This window comes from Allobosea sp. WAO (assembly GCF_001509835.1).
In the GTDB taxonomy this organism is placed as follows: Bacteria; Pseudomonadota; Alphaproteobacteria; order Rhizobiales; family Beijerinckiaceae; genus Allobosea.
Window position 1 is genome coordinate 44,798 of record NZ_JXTJ01000016.1, and the last position, 14,240, is coordinate 59,037.

Sequence of the window (14,240 nt, forward strand, 5' to 3'; positions counted from 1 at the left end):
GCCCCCACGAGCGTTGACGCAGACTACGTCTGCGTCACTCCGTGACGCCACTGGATGCGGTGGCCTGCCTCACAGATAGGGCGAGCAGAGCCAGAGTAGGCGATCGAGCAGGCGGATCGGAAAAGGGCGGGCACGCAGCTCCGCCAAAGTGACGGGGCGCGCCGAGGCGATCACCCCGTCGATGCGCGCCTCGATGCTGCGGGCGAAATCCTCGTCCAGCACCTCGAGGTCGATCTCGAAATTCAGGCGCAGCGAGCGCGGATCGAGGTTGGACGAGCCGACATAGGCCCAGGTGCCGTCGATGGCGAGCAGCTTGGAATGGTCGAAGGCGCCCGTCGCTCGCCAGACCCGGCAGCCATCCTTCAGCACCTGGTCGAACTGCGCCTGCATGGCGCGATCGACGAGGACGAGATTGTTGACCTCGGGCACGACGATGTCGATCGTCACCCCGCGGCGGGCGGCGGTGACGAGGGCGCTGATCAGCTCGCGATCCGGCAGGAAATAGGGCGACATGATCCGGATCGAATCGCGCGCCACCGAGAAGGCGCCGATCAGCAGCCTGTGATTGGTCTCGAGGCTGGAATCCGGCCCCGAGGCGACAGCGCGCATCACCACGCCGCCTTCGCCGGGCGGAGGCTGAGGCGCGACCGACCAGGCCGCGTCGGCAAGATCCTCGCCCGAGGCGAAGCGCCAGTCCTCGGCGGCCACCGCCAACAGATCTTCGACCACCGGTCCGGCGATACGGAAATGCGTGTCGCGTGCCGTAGCGTCCCCGGCGAATTCGCGGGTGAAGCCCTGCCTGATGTTCATGCCGCCGGCGAAGGCGATCTCCCCGTCGACGATCAGGAGCTTGCGGTGGGTGCGCAAGTTCGCATAGGGCAACCGCAGGCCCATGATGATGTTGCCGTTGAAGACGTCGACCGGCACCCCGCCCTTCTGCAGGTAGCCGACGATGCTCGGCACCGAATAACGCGCGCCGACCGCATCGATCAGCACCCGCACGGCGACGCCGCGCCCGAGCGCCGCGATCAGCGCATCGGCGAGACGCAGGCCGATCGGGTCACGGTCGAAGATGTAGGTCTCGAGGATGATCGCGCTGCGGGCTCCGGCGATCGCCTCCGCCATCGCGGCATAGGCCTCGTCGCCGGTCCGCAGGGTCGTGATCGCATTGCCGCTCTTGAGCGGGCGGCGTGCCACCTTGTCGCCGAGCGTCTTCAGCGCGGCGAAGCGCCGTCCGAAATCACGCTCCACCGCCTCGCTGGAAATCGCAGCGGGCTCGCCCGCCGCGCCGGCCCCGGGCTCCCGCCTTCGCTGCGAGACGATCGAAGCCCGGCGCATGCGGTTGACGCCAGCGACCGCATAGATCAGGGCGCCCAGAAAAGGAGAGAGCAGGATGACGCCGACCCAGCCGATCGCGGCGCGCACCTCGTCCTTGGTCAGCGCGGCGTGGCTGGCGGCAACCACCGTGATCGCAAGCGACAGTGCGGCCAGGATATGCGGCCAGTAGCCGTAGAGAATCTCCCACATGGCCGCGACTATCGCACGGCCCGCAGCCCCGGCAATGCCGCCGGCGCAGGCCTGCCGGCCTGCGCCCTTGCGCAACGGCAAGAGCATACCCATATCGGTTTCACGGCGATGTCGAGGGCGTTCCACGGCCCTCCAGCGCCGTTGAAGACGGCCATGAATTTGGACCGGTGACGCCGGATGTACGCGCACAGGTTCGGGACATGGCCGTTGGCCAATCCGAGACCCGTCGCGAGCGCTCGCCGTCGCGAGCGCTCGCGACGGGTCTTTTCTTGTCAGCCCTGCAGGAACGGATTGGTCCGGCGCTCCTCGCCGAGCGTGCTCGCCGGGCCGTGGCCTGGCAGGAACTGGACGTCGTCGCCGAGCGGCAGGAGCTTGCCCTTGATGCCGGCGATCAGGTCGCTGTGGCTGCCATAGGGAAAGTCGGTGCGGCCGACCGAACCGGCGAAGACGGTATCGCCGGCGAGCAGGAAGCGCAGATCCTTCTGGAAGAAGGTGACATGGCCCGGCGTATGGCCGGGCACGTGCTGGACGGAGAATGCAACGTCACCGACCGAGACGCTGTCCCCTTCCACGAGCCAGCGCGTCGGCGTCACAGCCTTCATGTCGCGGATTTCGAAACGCAGCCCCTGCTCGGGCAGCGCATCGAGCAGGAACTTGTCGGCCTCGTGCGGGCCGATGATCGGCAGGGAAAGCGCCTCGGCGAGCTCGGCCGCACCGCCGGCATGGTCGAGATGGCCATGTGTCAGCCAGATCGCGACGGGTTTGACGCCGGTCTCCTTCAGCGCCGCCTGGATGCGCTCGACATCGCCGCCAGGGTCGACGATCGCGGCCTCCCTGGTCTTCGTGCACCAGACCAGCGAGCAGTTTTGCTGGAACGGCGTCACCGGAATTACGGCGACGCTGAGCGGGGCCTGCGCTTGGTCGGTCATGACAACGCCTTTCGCTGAAATGGGCGGAGCTGGCTGAGAGGAACCGATCGCGCGGCTAGCGCTTGCCGCAGCGGTTGGCGAGCAGCACCCGGTAGTCGGAGAGCGACTCGTCCATCTGAGCGACGTTCTGCTCGCGCTCGCGCCCGCTCTGGCAGGTGGCGAAGACGGAGCGGGCCTTCTGCATGAAGGCAACATGATCGCGCCAGGCGGCGCATTGCGTCGCCTGGTCGGCATTGGCGACCTGCTGCATTTTGTACTGCCGCTGGCGCATCGCAGCTTCGTTCTGGAACAGGTCGCGCGTGCAGGTCGCCGGGACGGGACGCGGCTGTGCCAATGCGAAGATCGGAACCAGGGTCAGCAGGACGGCGGCTGCAGCACGAACGATCATCCGAGGTTCAGCTCCTTGAAGAAGTCATTGCCCTTGTCGTCGATGACGATGAAGGCGGGGAAATCCTCGACCTCGATCTTCCAGACTGCCTCCATGCCGAGTTCCGGATACTCCAGGACCTCGACCTTCTTGATGCAGTCCTGGGCGAGGCGCGCCGCCGGCCCGCCGATCGAACCGAGATAGAAGCCGCCATGGCGGGCGCAGGCCTCGCGCACCGCCGAGGAGCGGTTGCCCTTGGCGAGCATCACCATCGAACCGCCGAAGGACTGGAACTGGTCGACGAAGGAATCCATGCGGCCGGCCGTGGTCGGGCCGAAGGAGCCCGAAGCCATGCCGTCCGGCGTCTTGGCCGGGCCGGCATAGTAGACCGGGTGGTTCTTGAAATAGTCGGGCATGCCCTGCCCGCTCTCCAGCCGCTCGCGGATCTTGGCGTGGGCGAGGTCGCGGGCGACGATGATGGTGCCGGTCAGCGAAAGGCGCGTCTTGACCGGGTGCCTGGTCAGCGTGGCCAGGATCTCGCTCATCGGCCGGTTGAGGTCGACCTTGACGACCTCGCCGCCGAGCGAGGCGTCCTCGATCTCCGGCAGGTACTTCGACGGATCGGTCTCCAGCGCCTCGAGGAAGATGCCGTCGCGGGTGATCTTGCCCTTGGCCTGGCGATCGGCCGAGCAGGAGACGCCGAGCCCGATCGGCAGCGAGGCGCCGTGGCGCGGCAGGCGGATGACGCGCACGTCGTGGCAGAAATACTTTCCGCCGAACTGGGCACCGACGCCGAGCGACTGCGTCAGTTTGTGGATTTCCTCTTCCATCTCGATATCGCGGAAGGCGTGCCCGGAGGGCGAGCCCTTGGTGGGCAGGCCGTCGAGATAGCGCGTCGAGGCGAGCTTCACCGTCTTGAGGTTCTGCTCGGCCGAGGTGCCGCCGATGACGATGGCGAGATGGTAGGGCGGGCAGGCCGCGGTGCCGAGCGTCAGGATCTTCTCCTTCAGGAACGCCATCATGCGGTCCTTGGTCAGGAGCGACGGCGTCGCCTGGTAGAGGAAGGTCTTGTTGGCCGAGCCGCCGCCCTTGCAGACGAAGAGGAATTTATAGGCATCCTCGCCCTCGGCGTAGATGTCGATCTGGGCCGGCAGGTTGGTCGCCGTGTTCTTCTCCTCGAACATGGAGAGCGGGGCGAGCTGCGAATAGCGCAGATTGCGCTTGAAATAGGCATCGGCGACGCCCTCGCCGAGCGCGGCCTCGTCCTCGCCATCGGTCCAGACCTTGCGGCCGCGCTTGCCCATGATGATCGCTGTGCCGGTATCCTGGCACATCGGCAGCACGCCACCGGCGGCGATGTTGGCGTTCTTGAGCAGGTCATAGGCGACGAACTTGTCGTTCGAGGTCGCCTCGGGATCGTCGAGGATCTTCTGGAGCTGGGCGAGATGGCCCGGGCGCAGCAGATGGTTGATGTCGATGAAGGCCTGCTCCGAAAGCCGGCGAATCGCCTCCCGCGAGACCGTCAGGACCTCGCGATCGCCGAGCTTCTCGACCGTGACGCCCTCCGTGCCGAGCGAACGGTACGGGGTCTTGTCTTCGCCGAGGGGGAAGAGATCGACATGGGTATAGGCCATCGGGCGACACTCCGGCATTTCGGCGGCGCCTTGCGCGGCACCTCACAGCTTCGGGCGCGTCATAGCCCCTCGGGCCAAGGCCTCCAAGCCTAGATTGAGATGGTTCCAGGGAGGCGGGCCGTCCCGGTCGAGACTCAACAAGAGGCCTCAACCTGATGAGCGATCACAGATCGCGCCTCAGAAGGAGGGCTGAGGAAAAACCGACGAAGCTCAGGCGGCCTTGGCTGCGGTCTCCGCCAGGATGGCGTAGATGGCCGCCGGGTCATGCGCATGGCGCACCTGCTCCAGCACAGCCTGATTGCGCAGCACGCGCGCGACGCGCGCCAGCGCCTTGAGATGGTCGGCCCCCGCCCCTTCCGGAGCGATCAGCACGAAGATGATGTCGACAGGCTGGCCATCCAGCGCCTCGAAATCAAGCGCCTTGTCAGCCCGCGCGAACAGGCCGACGAGCTTGTCGATGCCGGGCATCCGGCCGTGGGGAATGGCGATGCCGTCGCCGATTCCGGTCGAGCCTAGGCGCTCGCGCTGCAGCAGCGCCTCGAAAAGTTCACGCTCGGGCAGGCCAGTGAGCAGAGCCGCGTGCTGGGCCAGTTCCTGAAGCGCCTGCTTCTTGCTGTTGGCGCGCAGCGGCGAAATCACCGCCTCGGGCCGGAGGAGATCGGTCAGCGTCATAGGCCAATCCATGCATGTCCCGTGCCTGCCGGTCCGGTCCCTGCCGGAAAAGCCCGGCAGGGCGCCCAGATTCGTCAGCGGCGGAACTTCAAGAGAGAGAAGCCGGCGGATCGATCCAGCCGATATTGCCGTCGCGGCGGCGGTATACGACGTTCATGCGGCCATTGCCAGCGTGCCGGAAGATCACGACGGGGGCGCCGGTCATGTCGAGCTCGGCAACCGCGTCGCTGACCGTCATCTGATGAAGGGATTTGGTCGTTTCGGCCACGATGACCGGATTTTCGCCGATATGCTCGGCGTCATGCTCCTCGATATCCTGGTCGGGAGCCGCGATCACATAGCTGGGGATTTCGAGGCTGGCCTCGCGCCCGTTCATTGCCGCGGAGCGATCCTTCAGCCGCCGCTTGTAGCGACGCAGGCGCTTTTCGATACGCTCGGCCATCTTGTCGAGGCTGGCATAGGCGTCATGCGCCACTGCCGACGCTTCGAGCGTGATGCCGGAGGAGAGGTGCAGGACCCCATCCGTCTTGAAGGCGGTTCCGTCCTTGCCGACGGTGACGTGCCCCTGATAGCCGCCTTCGTAATACTTGCTCAGGGCTGCCGCCACGCGCGCTTCGGCCTGACCCCGCAGGGCCTCGCCGACATCGAGATTCTTGCCGGAGATTCGCAAGCTCATGGAGTGCTTCCCCTTCTTGTCGCCATGGCCAGTAGTCGGCCATCTACTGGAGGTAAGAACGGGGTCACCGGCTTGTCAATGAGCCCAAGGGCGGGTGCCTCGAAGGAGCTGCCCTCAACGGGACGCATGCCGCAGGGGCAGCTCGACCGGCCAGAGCAGATCGCAGGACAGGCTCCGCGGCCTCTTCGTCAGGGCATGCGCGGCGCGTGTCGCGAGCGGGCTCAGCGCCCCCCGCCCGCCATGGCGAGCTTCTCCCGCCGACGCTCCATCGAGGACGGGATACGCAGCGATTCCCGGTACTTCGCCACGGTCCGCCGGGCGATGTCGATGCCGTTCGCCTTCAGCCTGGTGACGATCGCATCGTCCGAAAGAATCTCCGCCGCACTCTCCTCGTCGATCATCTGCTTGATCCGGTAGCGCACCGCCTCGGCCGAATGGGCCTCGCCATAGCCGGTCGCGGCGATTGCGGCCGAGAAGAAATACTTCATCTCGAAGACGCCGCGCGGGCAGGTCAGGTACTTGTTCGAGGTGACGCGCGACACCGTCGATTCGTGCATGCCGATCGCGTCGGCAACGGTCTTGAGATTCAGCGGGCGCAGATGCTCGACGCCATGGGCGAAGAAGCCGTCCTGCTGACGCACGATCTCGCTCGCGACCTTGAGGATGGTGCGGGCGCGCTGCTCGAGCGAACGGGTCAGCCAGTTCGCGGTCTGCAGGCATTCGGCGATGAAGGCCTTGTCCTCGTCGTTGCGTGCGGCCCGCGAGACACGGGCGTGATAGGTCTGGTTGACGAGCACGCGCGGCAACGTGTCGGGGTTGAGATCGACCAGCCAGGAGCCATCCGGCGCAGCGCGGATGAAAACGTCCGGCACCACCGTCTCGGCGGCCGAACCGCCGAAGGCCCGGCCGGGCTTGGGATCGAGCCGCCTGATCTCGCCGACCATGTCGGCGATGTCCTCGTCGTCGACGCCGCAGATCCGCTTCAACGCGGCATAGTCGCGTTTCGCGACCAGCGGCAGATTGGCGAGCAGGGCCTGCATGGCCGGATCGTAACGGTCCCGGTCGCGCAGCTGGATGGCGAGGCACTCGCCGACATCGCGGGCTGCAACGCCGCTGGGATCGAAGCCCTGGACGATGCGCAGGACCTCCTCCACCCTGGCCTCGTCGACGCCCAGCCGCATGGCGATATCGGCCAGCGGCTCGGCGAGGTAGCCGGCATCGTCGACGCCGTCGATGATGTGCCGGCCGATCAGTCGCTCGGCCGGCGAAGCGACCGCGAGATCGAGCTGGGCGGCGAGATGGTCGTGCAGCGAGAGCTCGGCGGTCAGGCCGCTCTCGAAGCCTTCGGGACCATCCTCGAAGGAGCCACCATTGCCGCCATAGGCCCCGCCGGTGATCGGCAGGCTGTCGACCCCGCGCGTATCGAGCCGGGCGATCTGCGGCTGTTCGTTCTGGAAGACGTTCTCCAGCCCGGTGCCGAGCCGCCCTTCCATGCCTTCCTGGGTGTTCAGGCTCTCGGCCCGCTCATAGCTCGCCTGGTCGGCGGCCAGAGCCGCCTCGCTGGCGGCGTTGGGCAGCGTAGGCTCGCCGGCCTCGTCGCCGCGCTCGAGCAGCGGATTACGCTCGAGTTCGCCCTCCACGAAATTCTGCAGCTCAAGATGGGAGAGCTGGAGGAGCTTGATCGCCTGCAAAAGCTGCGGCGTCATCACCAGGGACTGCCCCTGGCGCAGCTCCATACGCGGCATCATCGCCATAGACGATCCGGCCCCTTTCCTCCGCGCCACCTCGGCACGCTTCTTGCCTGTGAGGAAAGCCTAGACTCGGGCCGCAGCCGCGTCAAAGCCCTTTGCATGCGCAAAGGGAGAGATTTTGTCGCGCTGCAGCATCGACCGCCGGCCCTTGCCGGCCGATCCGCTCAGAGGCGGAAATCCTCGCCGAGATAGACGCGGCGGACGTCGGCATTTGCGATGATCTCGGCCGGCGAGCCTTCCGTCAGCACGCGACCGGAATGGATGATGTAGGCGCGATCAACCAGTCCGAGCGTCTCGCGGACGTTGTGGTCGGTGATCAGCACGCCGATGCCGCGATCGGTCAGTTGCCGGACCAGCTCCTGGATGTCGCCGACGGCGATCGGATCGATGCCGGCGAAGGGCTCGTCGAGCAGGATGAAGGAGGGACGGCCCGCCAGCGCTCGGGCGATCTCGCAGCGGCGCCGCTCGCCGCCGGAGAGCGCGATCGACGGCGCCTTGCGCAGGCGGGTGATGTTGAACTCGTCGAGCAGCTTGTCGAGCTCGCGCTCGCGCTTCTTGCGGTTCGGCTCGACGACTTCGAGCACCGCCCGGATATTGTCCTCGACCGAGAGGCCGCGGAAGATCGAGGCTTCCTGCGGGAGGTAACCGATGCCGAGCCGGGCGCGCTGGTACATCGGCAGACTGGTGATATCGTTACCTTCGAGCGAGATCACGCCCATATCGGCCCCGACCAGGCCGGTGATCATGTAGAAGATCGTGGTCTTGCCGGCGCCGTTCGGCCCGAGCAGGCCGACAGCCTCGCCGTTCCGGACATAGAGCGAGGCTTCGCTCACGACATTGCGGGCGCCATAGCTCTTGCGCAGGCCGCTCACGGCGAGGATGCCGGGGCCGCCGATGGAGGATGCTGCCGGCTCAGTCCCAGCGAACGGCTCGTTCGCCCGCGCGCCGTCCTTTCGGCCGAACAGCCGGCCGAGGCGCGAGAGCACGCCCCCGGCGACAGGCGACGCCCCGGCTGCGGCCGAAGATTGCGGACGCTGCGCCCTTTCGGCGGTTTCGGCGGGCGATGGCGGAGAGATCGTCACGGGAAGGGGCGCAACCTGCTGGTTTTCGGCATGGCGTGTGTTCTGGTATTCGAGGCGTTCCAAACTGGCAACGCCTCGAATACCAAAAGAGCCGAGAGGTAAGGTCAGTTCGTCGGCGTCGCAGGCTTTCCTGCCGCGCCCGGCTTCTCCTTGCCGGCCTCGGCCGAATTGGGCACAAAAAAGCCCTGCACGCGGCCGCCCGGCTTGGTGTCAACATTGGCGATGCCGGTCTGCGTGTCATAGACGAGGCGCTCGCCACGGGTGATGTTCGGGCCGTCGTTCAGCGCGACATTGCCGGTCATGATCACCTTGTTGTTGGCGCGATCGAAGACGGCATTGTCGGAGGTCGCGGCCTGCGTCTTCGAGACGACGGTCACCGGCCCGGCGCATTCGATGCGCTTGATCGCGCCATCGTTCGACGAAGGCGCCGCACCGGCCGCCGCCGGAGCGGGCTCCGGCGCGGTGCGTTTGCCGGCGCCGTTCTGGCCGCGCCCCTCATAGAACACGGTCATGGTCGAACAGCGCACCGTGGTCTCGCCCTGCACGGCAACGACATTGCCGGAGAAGATCGCCTTGTTGTCCTTGTCGAGCACATCGAGCTTGTCGGCATCGATCTTGATCGGCTCCTTGCTGTCGCCACCCATGCCGCCAAAGGGCGAGCCGGGCGCGCCACCGCGCGCCTTCGCCGCCGCCGGCTTTGCCGGCTGGGCCGGGGTGGCGCCGGAACGCGCCGGCTGCTGCTGGGCGAGCGCCGCCGCAGGCAGCAAGAGAACTGCGGATACGGCTGCGAAGAGGAGGGTTTTAGATTTCATCGCCGACCTGTCATTCGCTTGAGCTTCACTGGTTCGAGCCGGTTTCGTCAGCGCCGCGCCGCCGGGGCGGCGGCGCCCTCCGCCTCCGCTGCGGGCCGCAGCAGGTCAGGATTGGGAGTGCTGCCCTGGCGCTCCGGCCCGGCAAGACTGTTGGCCGGCGCATTCTCGATGACGACACGCACCCGGCCCTCGAACACGATCAGGGCGCCGTTATCCTTAACATCCAGTGTATCGGCATTGACCGTGGTGGTGCCTAGATTGACCTTGACCGGCTCGCGGGACACCACCGTGCCCGCCTTGAAGTCGACATCCGCGGTCCGCATCTGCACGTCATAGCCCGATTCCGTCCGAATCTTGACGTCATCGACCAGCTTCAGCCGCTCCTTTTGCTGATCGAAGAGGCCATTGAGGGCATTGACGGTGACCCAGCCTTCCTCGGATTTCATCTGGATCCGCGCCGTCATCTTCACGAGCTCGATCTGCGTCGGATTGCGGATGTCCTGCAGGGCCGAATCGGCGGTGACCACGTAGGGGCTGTTGTCCTTGCGGTAGCCGGCGAGCTTGGGCGCCTCCATCACGACCTTGCCGCCGGACAGGCCGATCGAGCCGAGCGAGAGATTGCCGACTTCACGCAGCGGATTGAGGAAGGGCGCGACGATCAACGCCAGCACGGCCACGACTGCGCCGATCGGAATGGCGCGCCGCAGCAGCCGCACCAGGCCGGAATGACGGCGCGCAGCCTTGAACGCGGCCTGCCGCGCCCGCACCTGCTTCACCGCTGCTCCCGCCATGTCAGGGGATGTCATTGCCAAGGTCATGTCCCGCCCATTGCCAGCCGCCGACGGCTTTTTCATGTCGGCGGCAGCGCAGCGGCACGACCGCGCGACCGCCAAGCCGACCGCTCGACGAATGACCTAGTTGGAATACAACAACTTTACGTATGTGCGAAGATGTCGGTCTCGGGCCAGCCGGCGAGATCGAGTTCCGCCCGGACCGGCAGGAAGTCGAAGCAGGCGCTGGCCAGATGAGCCCGCTCCTCTCGGGCCAACATCACGTCGAGCCGCGCCTTCAAAGCGTGGAGATGCAGCACGTCGGCCGCAGCGTAGCTGAGCTGGGATTCAGACAGGGTCTCGGCGCCCCAGTCGGAGGATTGCTGCTGCTTTGAGAGATCTATGCCGAGCAGCTCCCGGACCAGATCCTTGAGACCATGCCGGTCGGTATAGGTGCGCACCAGCTTTGAGGCGATCTTGGTGCAGTAGACCGGCGCGGTGACGACGCCGAAGGCCTTCTGCAGCGCTGCAATGTCGAAGCGGGCGAAGTGAAACAGCTTCAGCACACCGGGATCGGCGAGAATACGGCAGAGATTGGCGGGGGGAGGCGCGTCCTTCGGAATCTGGACGACGTCGGCCGAGCCATCGCCGCGCGAGAGCTGCACCACGCAGAGCCGATCGCGCTGCGGATTGAGACCGAGCGTCTCGGTGTCGATCGCCAGGATCGGCCCAGGCTGGAAATCGGCCGGCAGATCGCCGCGATGCAGACGAATGGTCATGGCGTGGACGCGCCCCTTGTAAACTCTTGCCTTGCAAACACTTGCCGCGGGCCGAGCTGGCGGGCGACTCCAGCCAGCTAGCGAGCCGACCGCCGCCACACAAGCCTTTTCTCGTTCTAACTGCCTCAGGAAAATTAACCTTCTATTCACCATATCCTTCATCTGGACGCCGAGACATGCGAGGGTGCCGAATCGGAGCTCGACGCATGTCCCTCTTTCGCCTGTTCACCGATCTCGATGGCCGCATCGGCCTGCGCCAGTTCTGGCTCGGCAGCCTCGCTCTCACACTCTGCCTGCTGGCTGTTCAGTGGGCCGCGCCCTATCTCGTAGACAAGCCGACGGCGATCAGTGTCGTCGCCTTCAGCAAGGCCTTCGCGCTGTTTCCCTGGGCCGCCCTGGCCGCGAAGCGTGCCACCGACCGCGGCGGCTCGGCGCTGTTCGGCATCTTCCTGGTCTGCGCCATCGTGCTGCCGACCGAGTTGCGGCCACATCTCGACTATGCTTGGCGTCCGTCGCTGGAGGCGATTTCGACGATCGCCTGGCTGATCGCCTTGGTCGATCTCGGCCTGATGCCCGGCGTCGGGTCCGACAGGGTGCTTGCAGCGCAGGGGGCTGCTGCTAAACGGGCTTCATGAGCCAGAACACCGCTGCACCCGCCTTCGACGCCGCCGATCCCGTAGCCCTGGCGCAGGCGCTGATACGCTGCCCCTCGGTAACGCCTGCCGAAGGCGGCGCCCTCGCCCTGCTCGCAACCGTGCTCGCGGCGGAAGGTTTCTCAGTCGAGCGCCCGGTGTTCTCCGAACCCGGCATGCCGGATATCGAGAACCTCTATGCCCGGATCGGCAATGACGGGCCGATCCTGGTCATCGCCGGCCATAGCGACGTCGTCCCGCCCGGCGACCTTTCCGCCTGGACGCATGACCCCTTCGCCGCCGAGATCGTCGACGACACGCTTTACGGACGCGGCGCCTGCGACATGAAGGGCGGTCTCGCCTCGATGGTCGCGGCGGTGATCCGCTATCGCCGCGAGAACCCGCAGGCACCGGGTTCGATCGCTTTTCTCATCACTGGCGACGAGGAAGGTCCGGCGGTCAACGGCACAGTCAAACTGCTGGAATGGGCAAAGGCGCGCGGCGAGCGCTTCGACCATTGCCTGCTCGGCGAGCCGACCAATCCTGCGACGATGAGCGACATGCTCAAGATCGGCCGGCGCGGCTCGCTGACCGGCAAGCTCACCGTCCAGGGCATCCAGGGCCATGTCGGCTATCCGCATCTCGCGCAGAACCCGATCCGCGGCATGGTCCGGCTGCTCGCCGGGCTGGATGCAACGCCACTCGACGCCGGCACCGAGCATTTCGACCCGAGCAATCTCGAGGTGACGACGCTCGATGTCGGAAACCCCGCGACCAACGTGATCCCGGCGCAGGCGCGCGCGGTGTTCAACATCCGTTTCAACGATCTCTGGACGCCCGAGACGCTCGCCGGCGAGATCGAGCGCCGTCTGCGCGAGGCCGCCGGCAATACGGTGCGCTACGAGATCATTTTCGAGCCGACCAATGCCGTCGCCTTCCTGACGCAGCCCGGCCCCTTCGTCACCATGGTCGCCGACGCGGTCGAGGCCGAGACAGGCAAGCGCCCGGCGCTGTCGACCACCGGCGGTACCTCGGATGCACGCTTCATCAAGAACTATTGCCCGGTCGTCGAGTACGGCGTGGTCGGCCAAACCATGCACCAGATCGACGAACGCGTCTCGCTGGCCGACCTCCGAGCGCTTGAGCGCATCACCCACGGGCTCCTGACGACCTATTTCGCCGCAGCCCCAGCGGATTGACGGAACCTTTCGGGTCGGACATGCTTTAGACGAAAGTCTAATGCTGTCGAGCCCGGAGGGTCTGGCCATGAGGCTTGGTGCCGACGATGTGACGCGCTCGCTGCGAGCTTCATGGCGCCTGCTGTCAGCCGATTCCAGGGCCCTGCCCGATCTCGACCTTTCCCGCGACGGCTTCTGGCGTTCCTATCTCGCGCTGGTGCTGACCGTTCCGGCGATCATTCCGATCCTCGCCGCCGAGCGCGTGCTGGCCGGGCTGCCCAATACCGCCGGCCTGTTCGACGCCCCTGTCCTGCTCGCCTCGGTGATTGCCGCCGAGCTGCTCGCGGTGATCACCGTGCCGGCGCTGCTGATCATGCTCGCGCCCGGCCTGCTGCACTCACCGCGCTATACTGGCTTCATCATCGCCTGGAACTGGGCGAGCATTCTCTCGGCCGGGCTGATCGCCGTTCCGGCCGCGGTCTTCGCGCTCGGCTGGTCGAATGCCGGCATCGCGACCTTCCAGGCCCTCGCCTTCGGCGCGATCGTCCTGCGGCTGCGCTATTGTGTCGCCCGCGCCGCCTTCGGCCCGCAAAGCGGCATCGCTGGTGCAATCGCCTGCGCCAGCCTGCTTGCCGACTACGCGATCATCCGCAGTTTTGGCCTTGCCGGCTTCTAGTTCTCCAAATGGGCTCTAGATCTGCGTGACCGGCATCAGGGTGACGCCGTAATAGAGCGCCTTGCCCCTGGTGGTGAGCGATTCCGAGACGGGGCCGATCTCGAAGCCGGCCTTGGTCAGCTCGGTCACCGCCCTGGCCTTGACCGAGGCCGACACCGACGCGTCGAAGTTGATCTTCAGCTCGATCGTCGCCTCCAGGACCTTCACGACCTGATGGGCATTGCCCTGCCCGATATTGGTGCGGACGGTCTCGCGGCAGACCGGCCTGAGAAGGGCACGTATCTCGGCCAGTTCATCGTGCGCATAGGTGTAGATCCTGGCGTCCGCCACCGTCACCACAGCGCTTCTCGCGGCGCGAGCCGTCGCGGAAAGGTTGAAGAGCGTCTTGAGAGCAGGCGCCTCGATGCTGAAGCTGCCGCCGATCTGGCTGGCGACGTCGCGGCTTTCGGTCTCGCTCGGTGTCGGCTTGAAGCCATAGAGATCGACCGAGTAGCGCGCGGTGCAGAGTGTCGCCAGTTGCACCGAGCGGGGGCTCTGGTCGCGCGGGTCGTAATGCTCCCTCGCGACCAGCAGACCCGGCCCATGCAAGGTGCTGGGCGGCACGTTTCGCGTGAAGCCGTACTTGACGATGATGCCTTCGAGTTGGCGGTCTTCGCTCTGGCAGGCGGCCAGTGGGAGCCCGGCGAGAAGACAGAGTGCGAGCCGTAATCCCAGTTTCCGACTCATGGCCAACTCCGGCCGGCGCTGACAAATCC

15 protein-coding genes are annotated in these 14,240 nt (G+C 66.3%); 3 read left to right on the top strand and 12 right to left on the bottom strand.

Annotation, left to right across the window (positions count from 1 at the left end; translation table 11 throughout):
- Positions 1–69: 69 nt before the first annotated feature.
- From DK26_RS24365 to DK26_RS24415, 11 genes are all read right to left on the bottom strand, one after another.
- The gene (locus DK26_RS24365) at positions 70–1,527 is read right to left on the bottom strand and encodes a phospholipase D-like domain-containing protein (RefSeq protein WP_066478571.1); all 1,458 of its coding nucleotides are present in this window, start codon (positions 1,525–1,527) and stop codon (positions 70–72) included.
- Between the two features lie 272 nt (positions 1,528–1,799).
- Positions 1,800–2,456, bottom strand: a complete 657-nt coding sequence (locus tag DK26_RS24370) for an MBL fold metallo-hydrolase (RefSeq protein ID WP_066478348.1) — start codon at positions 2,454–2,456, stop codon at positions 1,800–1,802.
- A gap of 55 nt (positions 2,457–2,511) precedes the next feature.
- Entirely contained in the window at positions 2,512–2,844 is a 333-nt protein-coding gene (locus tag DK26_RS24375; RefSeq protein ID WP_066478351.1) for a hypothetical protein, read from the bottom strand.
- Entirely contained in the window at positions 2,841–4,457 is a 1,617-nt protein-coding gene (locus DK26_RS24380) for a fumarate hydratase (RefSeq protein ID WP_066478354.1), read from the bottom strand. The genes DK26_RS24375 and DK26_RS24380 overlap by 4 nt, the downstream gene beginning before the upstream one ends.
- 210 nt (positions 4,458–4,667) lie before the next feature.
- Entirely contained in the window at positions 4,668–5,129 is a 462-nt protein-coding gene (gene ptsN, locus DK26_RS24385; protein ID WP_066478356.1) for a PTS IIA-like nitrogen regulatory protein PtsN, read from the bottom strand.
- 88 nt (positions 5,130–5,217) lie between these two features.
- Positions 5,218–5,805 (bottom strand): ribosome-associated translation inhibitor RaiA, encoded by a 588-nt coding sequence (gene raiA / locus DK26_RS24390; protein ID WP_066478359.1) that lies wholly within the window; start codon positions 5,803–5,805, stop codon positions 5,218–5,220.
- 221 nt (positions 5,806–6,026) lie between these two features.
- The gene (gene rpoN, locus DK26_RS24395; protein ID WP_066478362.1) at positions 6,027–7,559 is read right to left on the bottom strand and encodes an RNA polymerase factor sigma-54; all 1,533 of its coding nucleotides are present in this window, start codon (positions 7,557–7,559) and stop codon (positions 6,027–6,029) included.
- 161 nt (positions 7,560–7,720) lie between these two features.
- Entirely contained in the window at positions 7,721–8,521 is an 801-nt protein-coding gene (lptB, locus tag DK26_RS24400) for an LPS export ABC transporter ATP-binding protein (RefSeq protein ID WP_210312252.1), read from the bottom strand.
- A gap of 221 nt (positions 8,522–8,742) precedes the next feature.
- Positions 8,743–9,450 carry an LptA/OstA family protein gene (locus DK26_RS24405; RefSeq protein WP_083533568.1) on the bottom strand — a complete coding sequence of 236 codons (708 nt, stop codon included), beginning with the start codon at positions 9,448–9,450 and terminating at the stop codon, positions 8,743–8,745.
- A gap of 47 nt (positions 9,451–9,497) precedes the next feature.
- Positions 9,498–10,256 (bottom strand): LPS export ABC transporter periplasmic protein LptC, encoded by a 759-nt coding sequence (lptC, locus tag DK26_RS24410; RefSeq protein ID WP_184231606.1) that lies wholly within the window; start codon positions 10,254–10,256, stop codon positions 9,498–9,500.
- Between the two features lie 128 nt (positions 10,257–10,384).
- Entirely contained in the window at positions 10,385–10,999 is a 615-nt protein-coding gene (locus DK26_RS24415; protein ID WP_066478368.1) for a ribonuclease H-like domain-containing protein, read from the bottom strand.
- A 206-nt stretch (positions 11,000–11,205) separates the two neighbouring features.
- Here DK26_RS24415 and DK26_RS24420 point away from each other — a divergent pair, with 206 nt between their 5' ends.
- The 3 genes from DK26_RS24420 (at position 11,206) to DK26_RS24430 (ending at position 13,485) form a co-directional block, all read left to right on the top strand.
- A complete protein-coding gene (locus tag DK26_RS24420; RefSeq protein WP_066478369.1) occupies positions 11,206–11,634 on the top strand; it encodes a DUF805 domain-containing protein in 429 nt (142 codons plus the stop codon).
- Positions 11,631–12,830, top strand: a complete 1,200-nt coding sequence (dapE, locus tag DK26_RS24425) for a succinyl-diaminopimelate desuccinylase (RefSeq protein WP_066478371.1) — start codon at positions 11,631–11,633, stop codon at positions 12,828–12,830. The genes DK26_RS24420 and dapE overlap by 4 nt, the downstream gene beginning before the upstream one ends.
- Before the next feature lie 67 nt (positions 12,831–12,897).
- Entirely contained in the window at positions 12,898–13,485 is a 588-nt protein-coding gene (locus DK26_RS24430; protein ID WP_157089829.1) for a hypothetical protein, read from the top strand.
- 15 nt (positions 13,486–13,500) lie between these two features.
- Here the strand turns inward: DK26_RS24430 and DK26_RS24435 are convergent, their stop codons facing one another.
- Positions 13,501–14,211, bottom strand: coding sequence for a hypothetical protein (locus DK26_RS24435; protein WP_066478375.1), 711 nt, complete (start codon positions 14,209–14,211; stop codon positions 13,501–13,503).
- Positions 14,212–14,240 lie beyond the last annotated feature (29 nt).

Excerpts from the sequence above, each read along its gene's own strand:
- DK26_RS24365 (WP_066478571.1), bottom strand. The coding sequence starts at position 1,527 with ATGTGGGAGATTCTCTACGGCTACTGGCCGCATATCCTGGCCGCACTG.
- DK26_RS24370 (WP_066478348.1), bottom strand. The coding sequence starts at position 2,456 with ATGACCGACCAAGCGCAGGCCCCGCTCAGCGTCGCCGTAATTCCGGTG.
- DK26_RS24375 (WP_066478351.1), bottom strand. The coding sequence starts at position 2,844 with ATGATCGTTCGTGCTGCAGCCGCCGTCCTGCTGACCCTGGTTCCGATC.
- DK26_RS24380 (WP_066478354.1), bottom strand. The coding sequence starts at position 4,457 with ATGGCCTATACCCATGTCGATCTCTTCCCCCTCGGCGAAGACAAGACC.
- ptsN (WP_066478356.1), bottom strand. The coding sequence starts at position 5,129 with ATGACGCTGACCGATCTCCTCCGGCCCGAGGCGGTGATTTCGCCGCTG.
- raiA (WP_066478359.1), bottom strand. The coding sequence starts at position 5,805 with ATGAGCTTGCGAATCTCCGGCAAGAATCTCGATGTCGGCGAGGCCCTG.
- rpoN (WP_066478362.1), bottom strand. The coding sequence starts at position 7,559 with ATGGCGATGATGCCGCGTATGGAGCTGCGCCAGGGGCAGTCCCTGGTG.
- DK26_RS24405 (WP_083533568.1), bottom strand. The coding sequence starts at position 9,450 with ATGAAATCTAAAACCCTCCTCTTCGCAGCCGTATCCGCAGTTCTCTTG.
- lptC (WP_184231606.1), bottom strand. The coding sequence starts at position 10,256 with ATGACATCCCCTGACATGGCGGGAGCAGCGGTGAAGCAGGTGCGGGCG.
- DK26_RS24415 (WP_066478368.1), bottom strand. The coding sequence starts at position 10,999 with ATGACCATTCGTCTGCATCGCGGCGATCTGCCGGCCGATTTCCAGCCT.
- DK26_RS24420 (WP_066478369.1), top strand. The coding sequence starts at position 11,206 with ATGTCCCTCTTTCGCCTGTTCACCGATCTCGATGGCCGCATCGGCCTG.
- dapE (WP_066478371.1), top strand. The coding sequence starts at position 11,631 with ATGAGCCAGAACACCGCTGCACCCGCCTTCGACGCCGCCGATCCCGTA.
- DK26_RS24430 (WP_157089829.1), top strand. The coding sequence starts at position 12,898 with ATGAGGCTTGGTGCCGACGATGTGACGCGCTCGCTGCGAGCTTCATGG.
- DK26_RS24435 (WP_066478375.1), bottom strand. The coding sequence starts at position 14,211 with ATGAGTCGGAAACTGGGATTACGGCTCGCACTCTGTCTTCTCGCCGGG.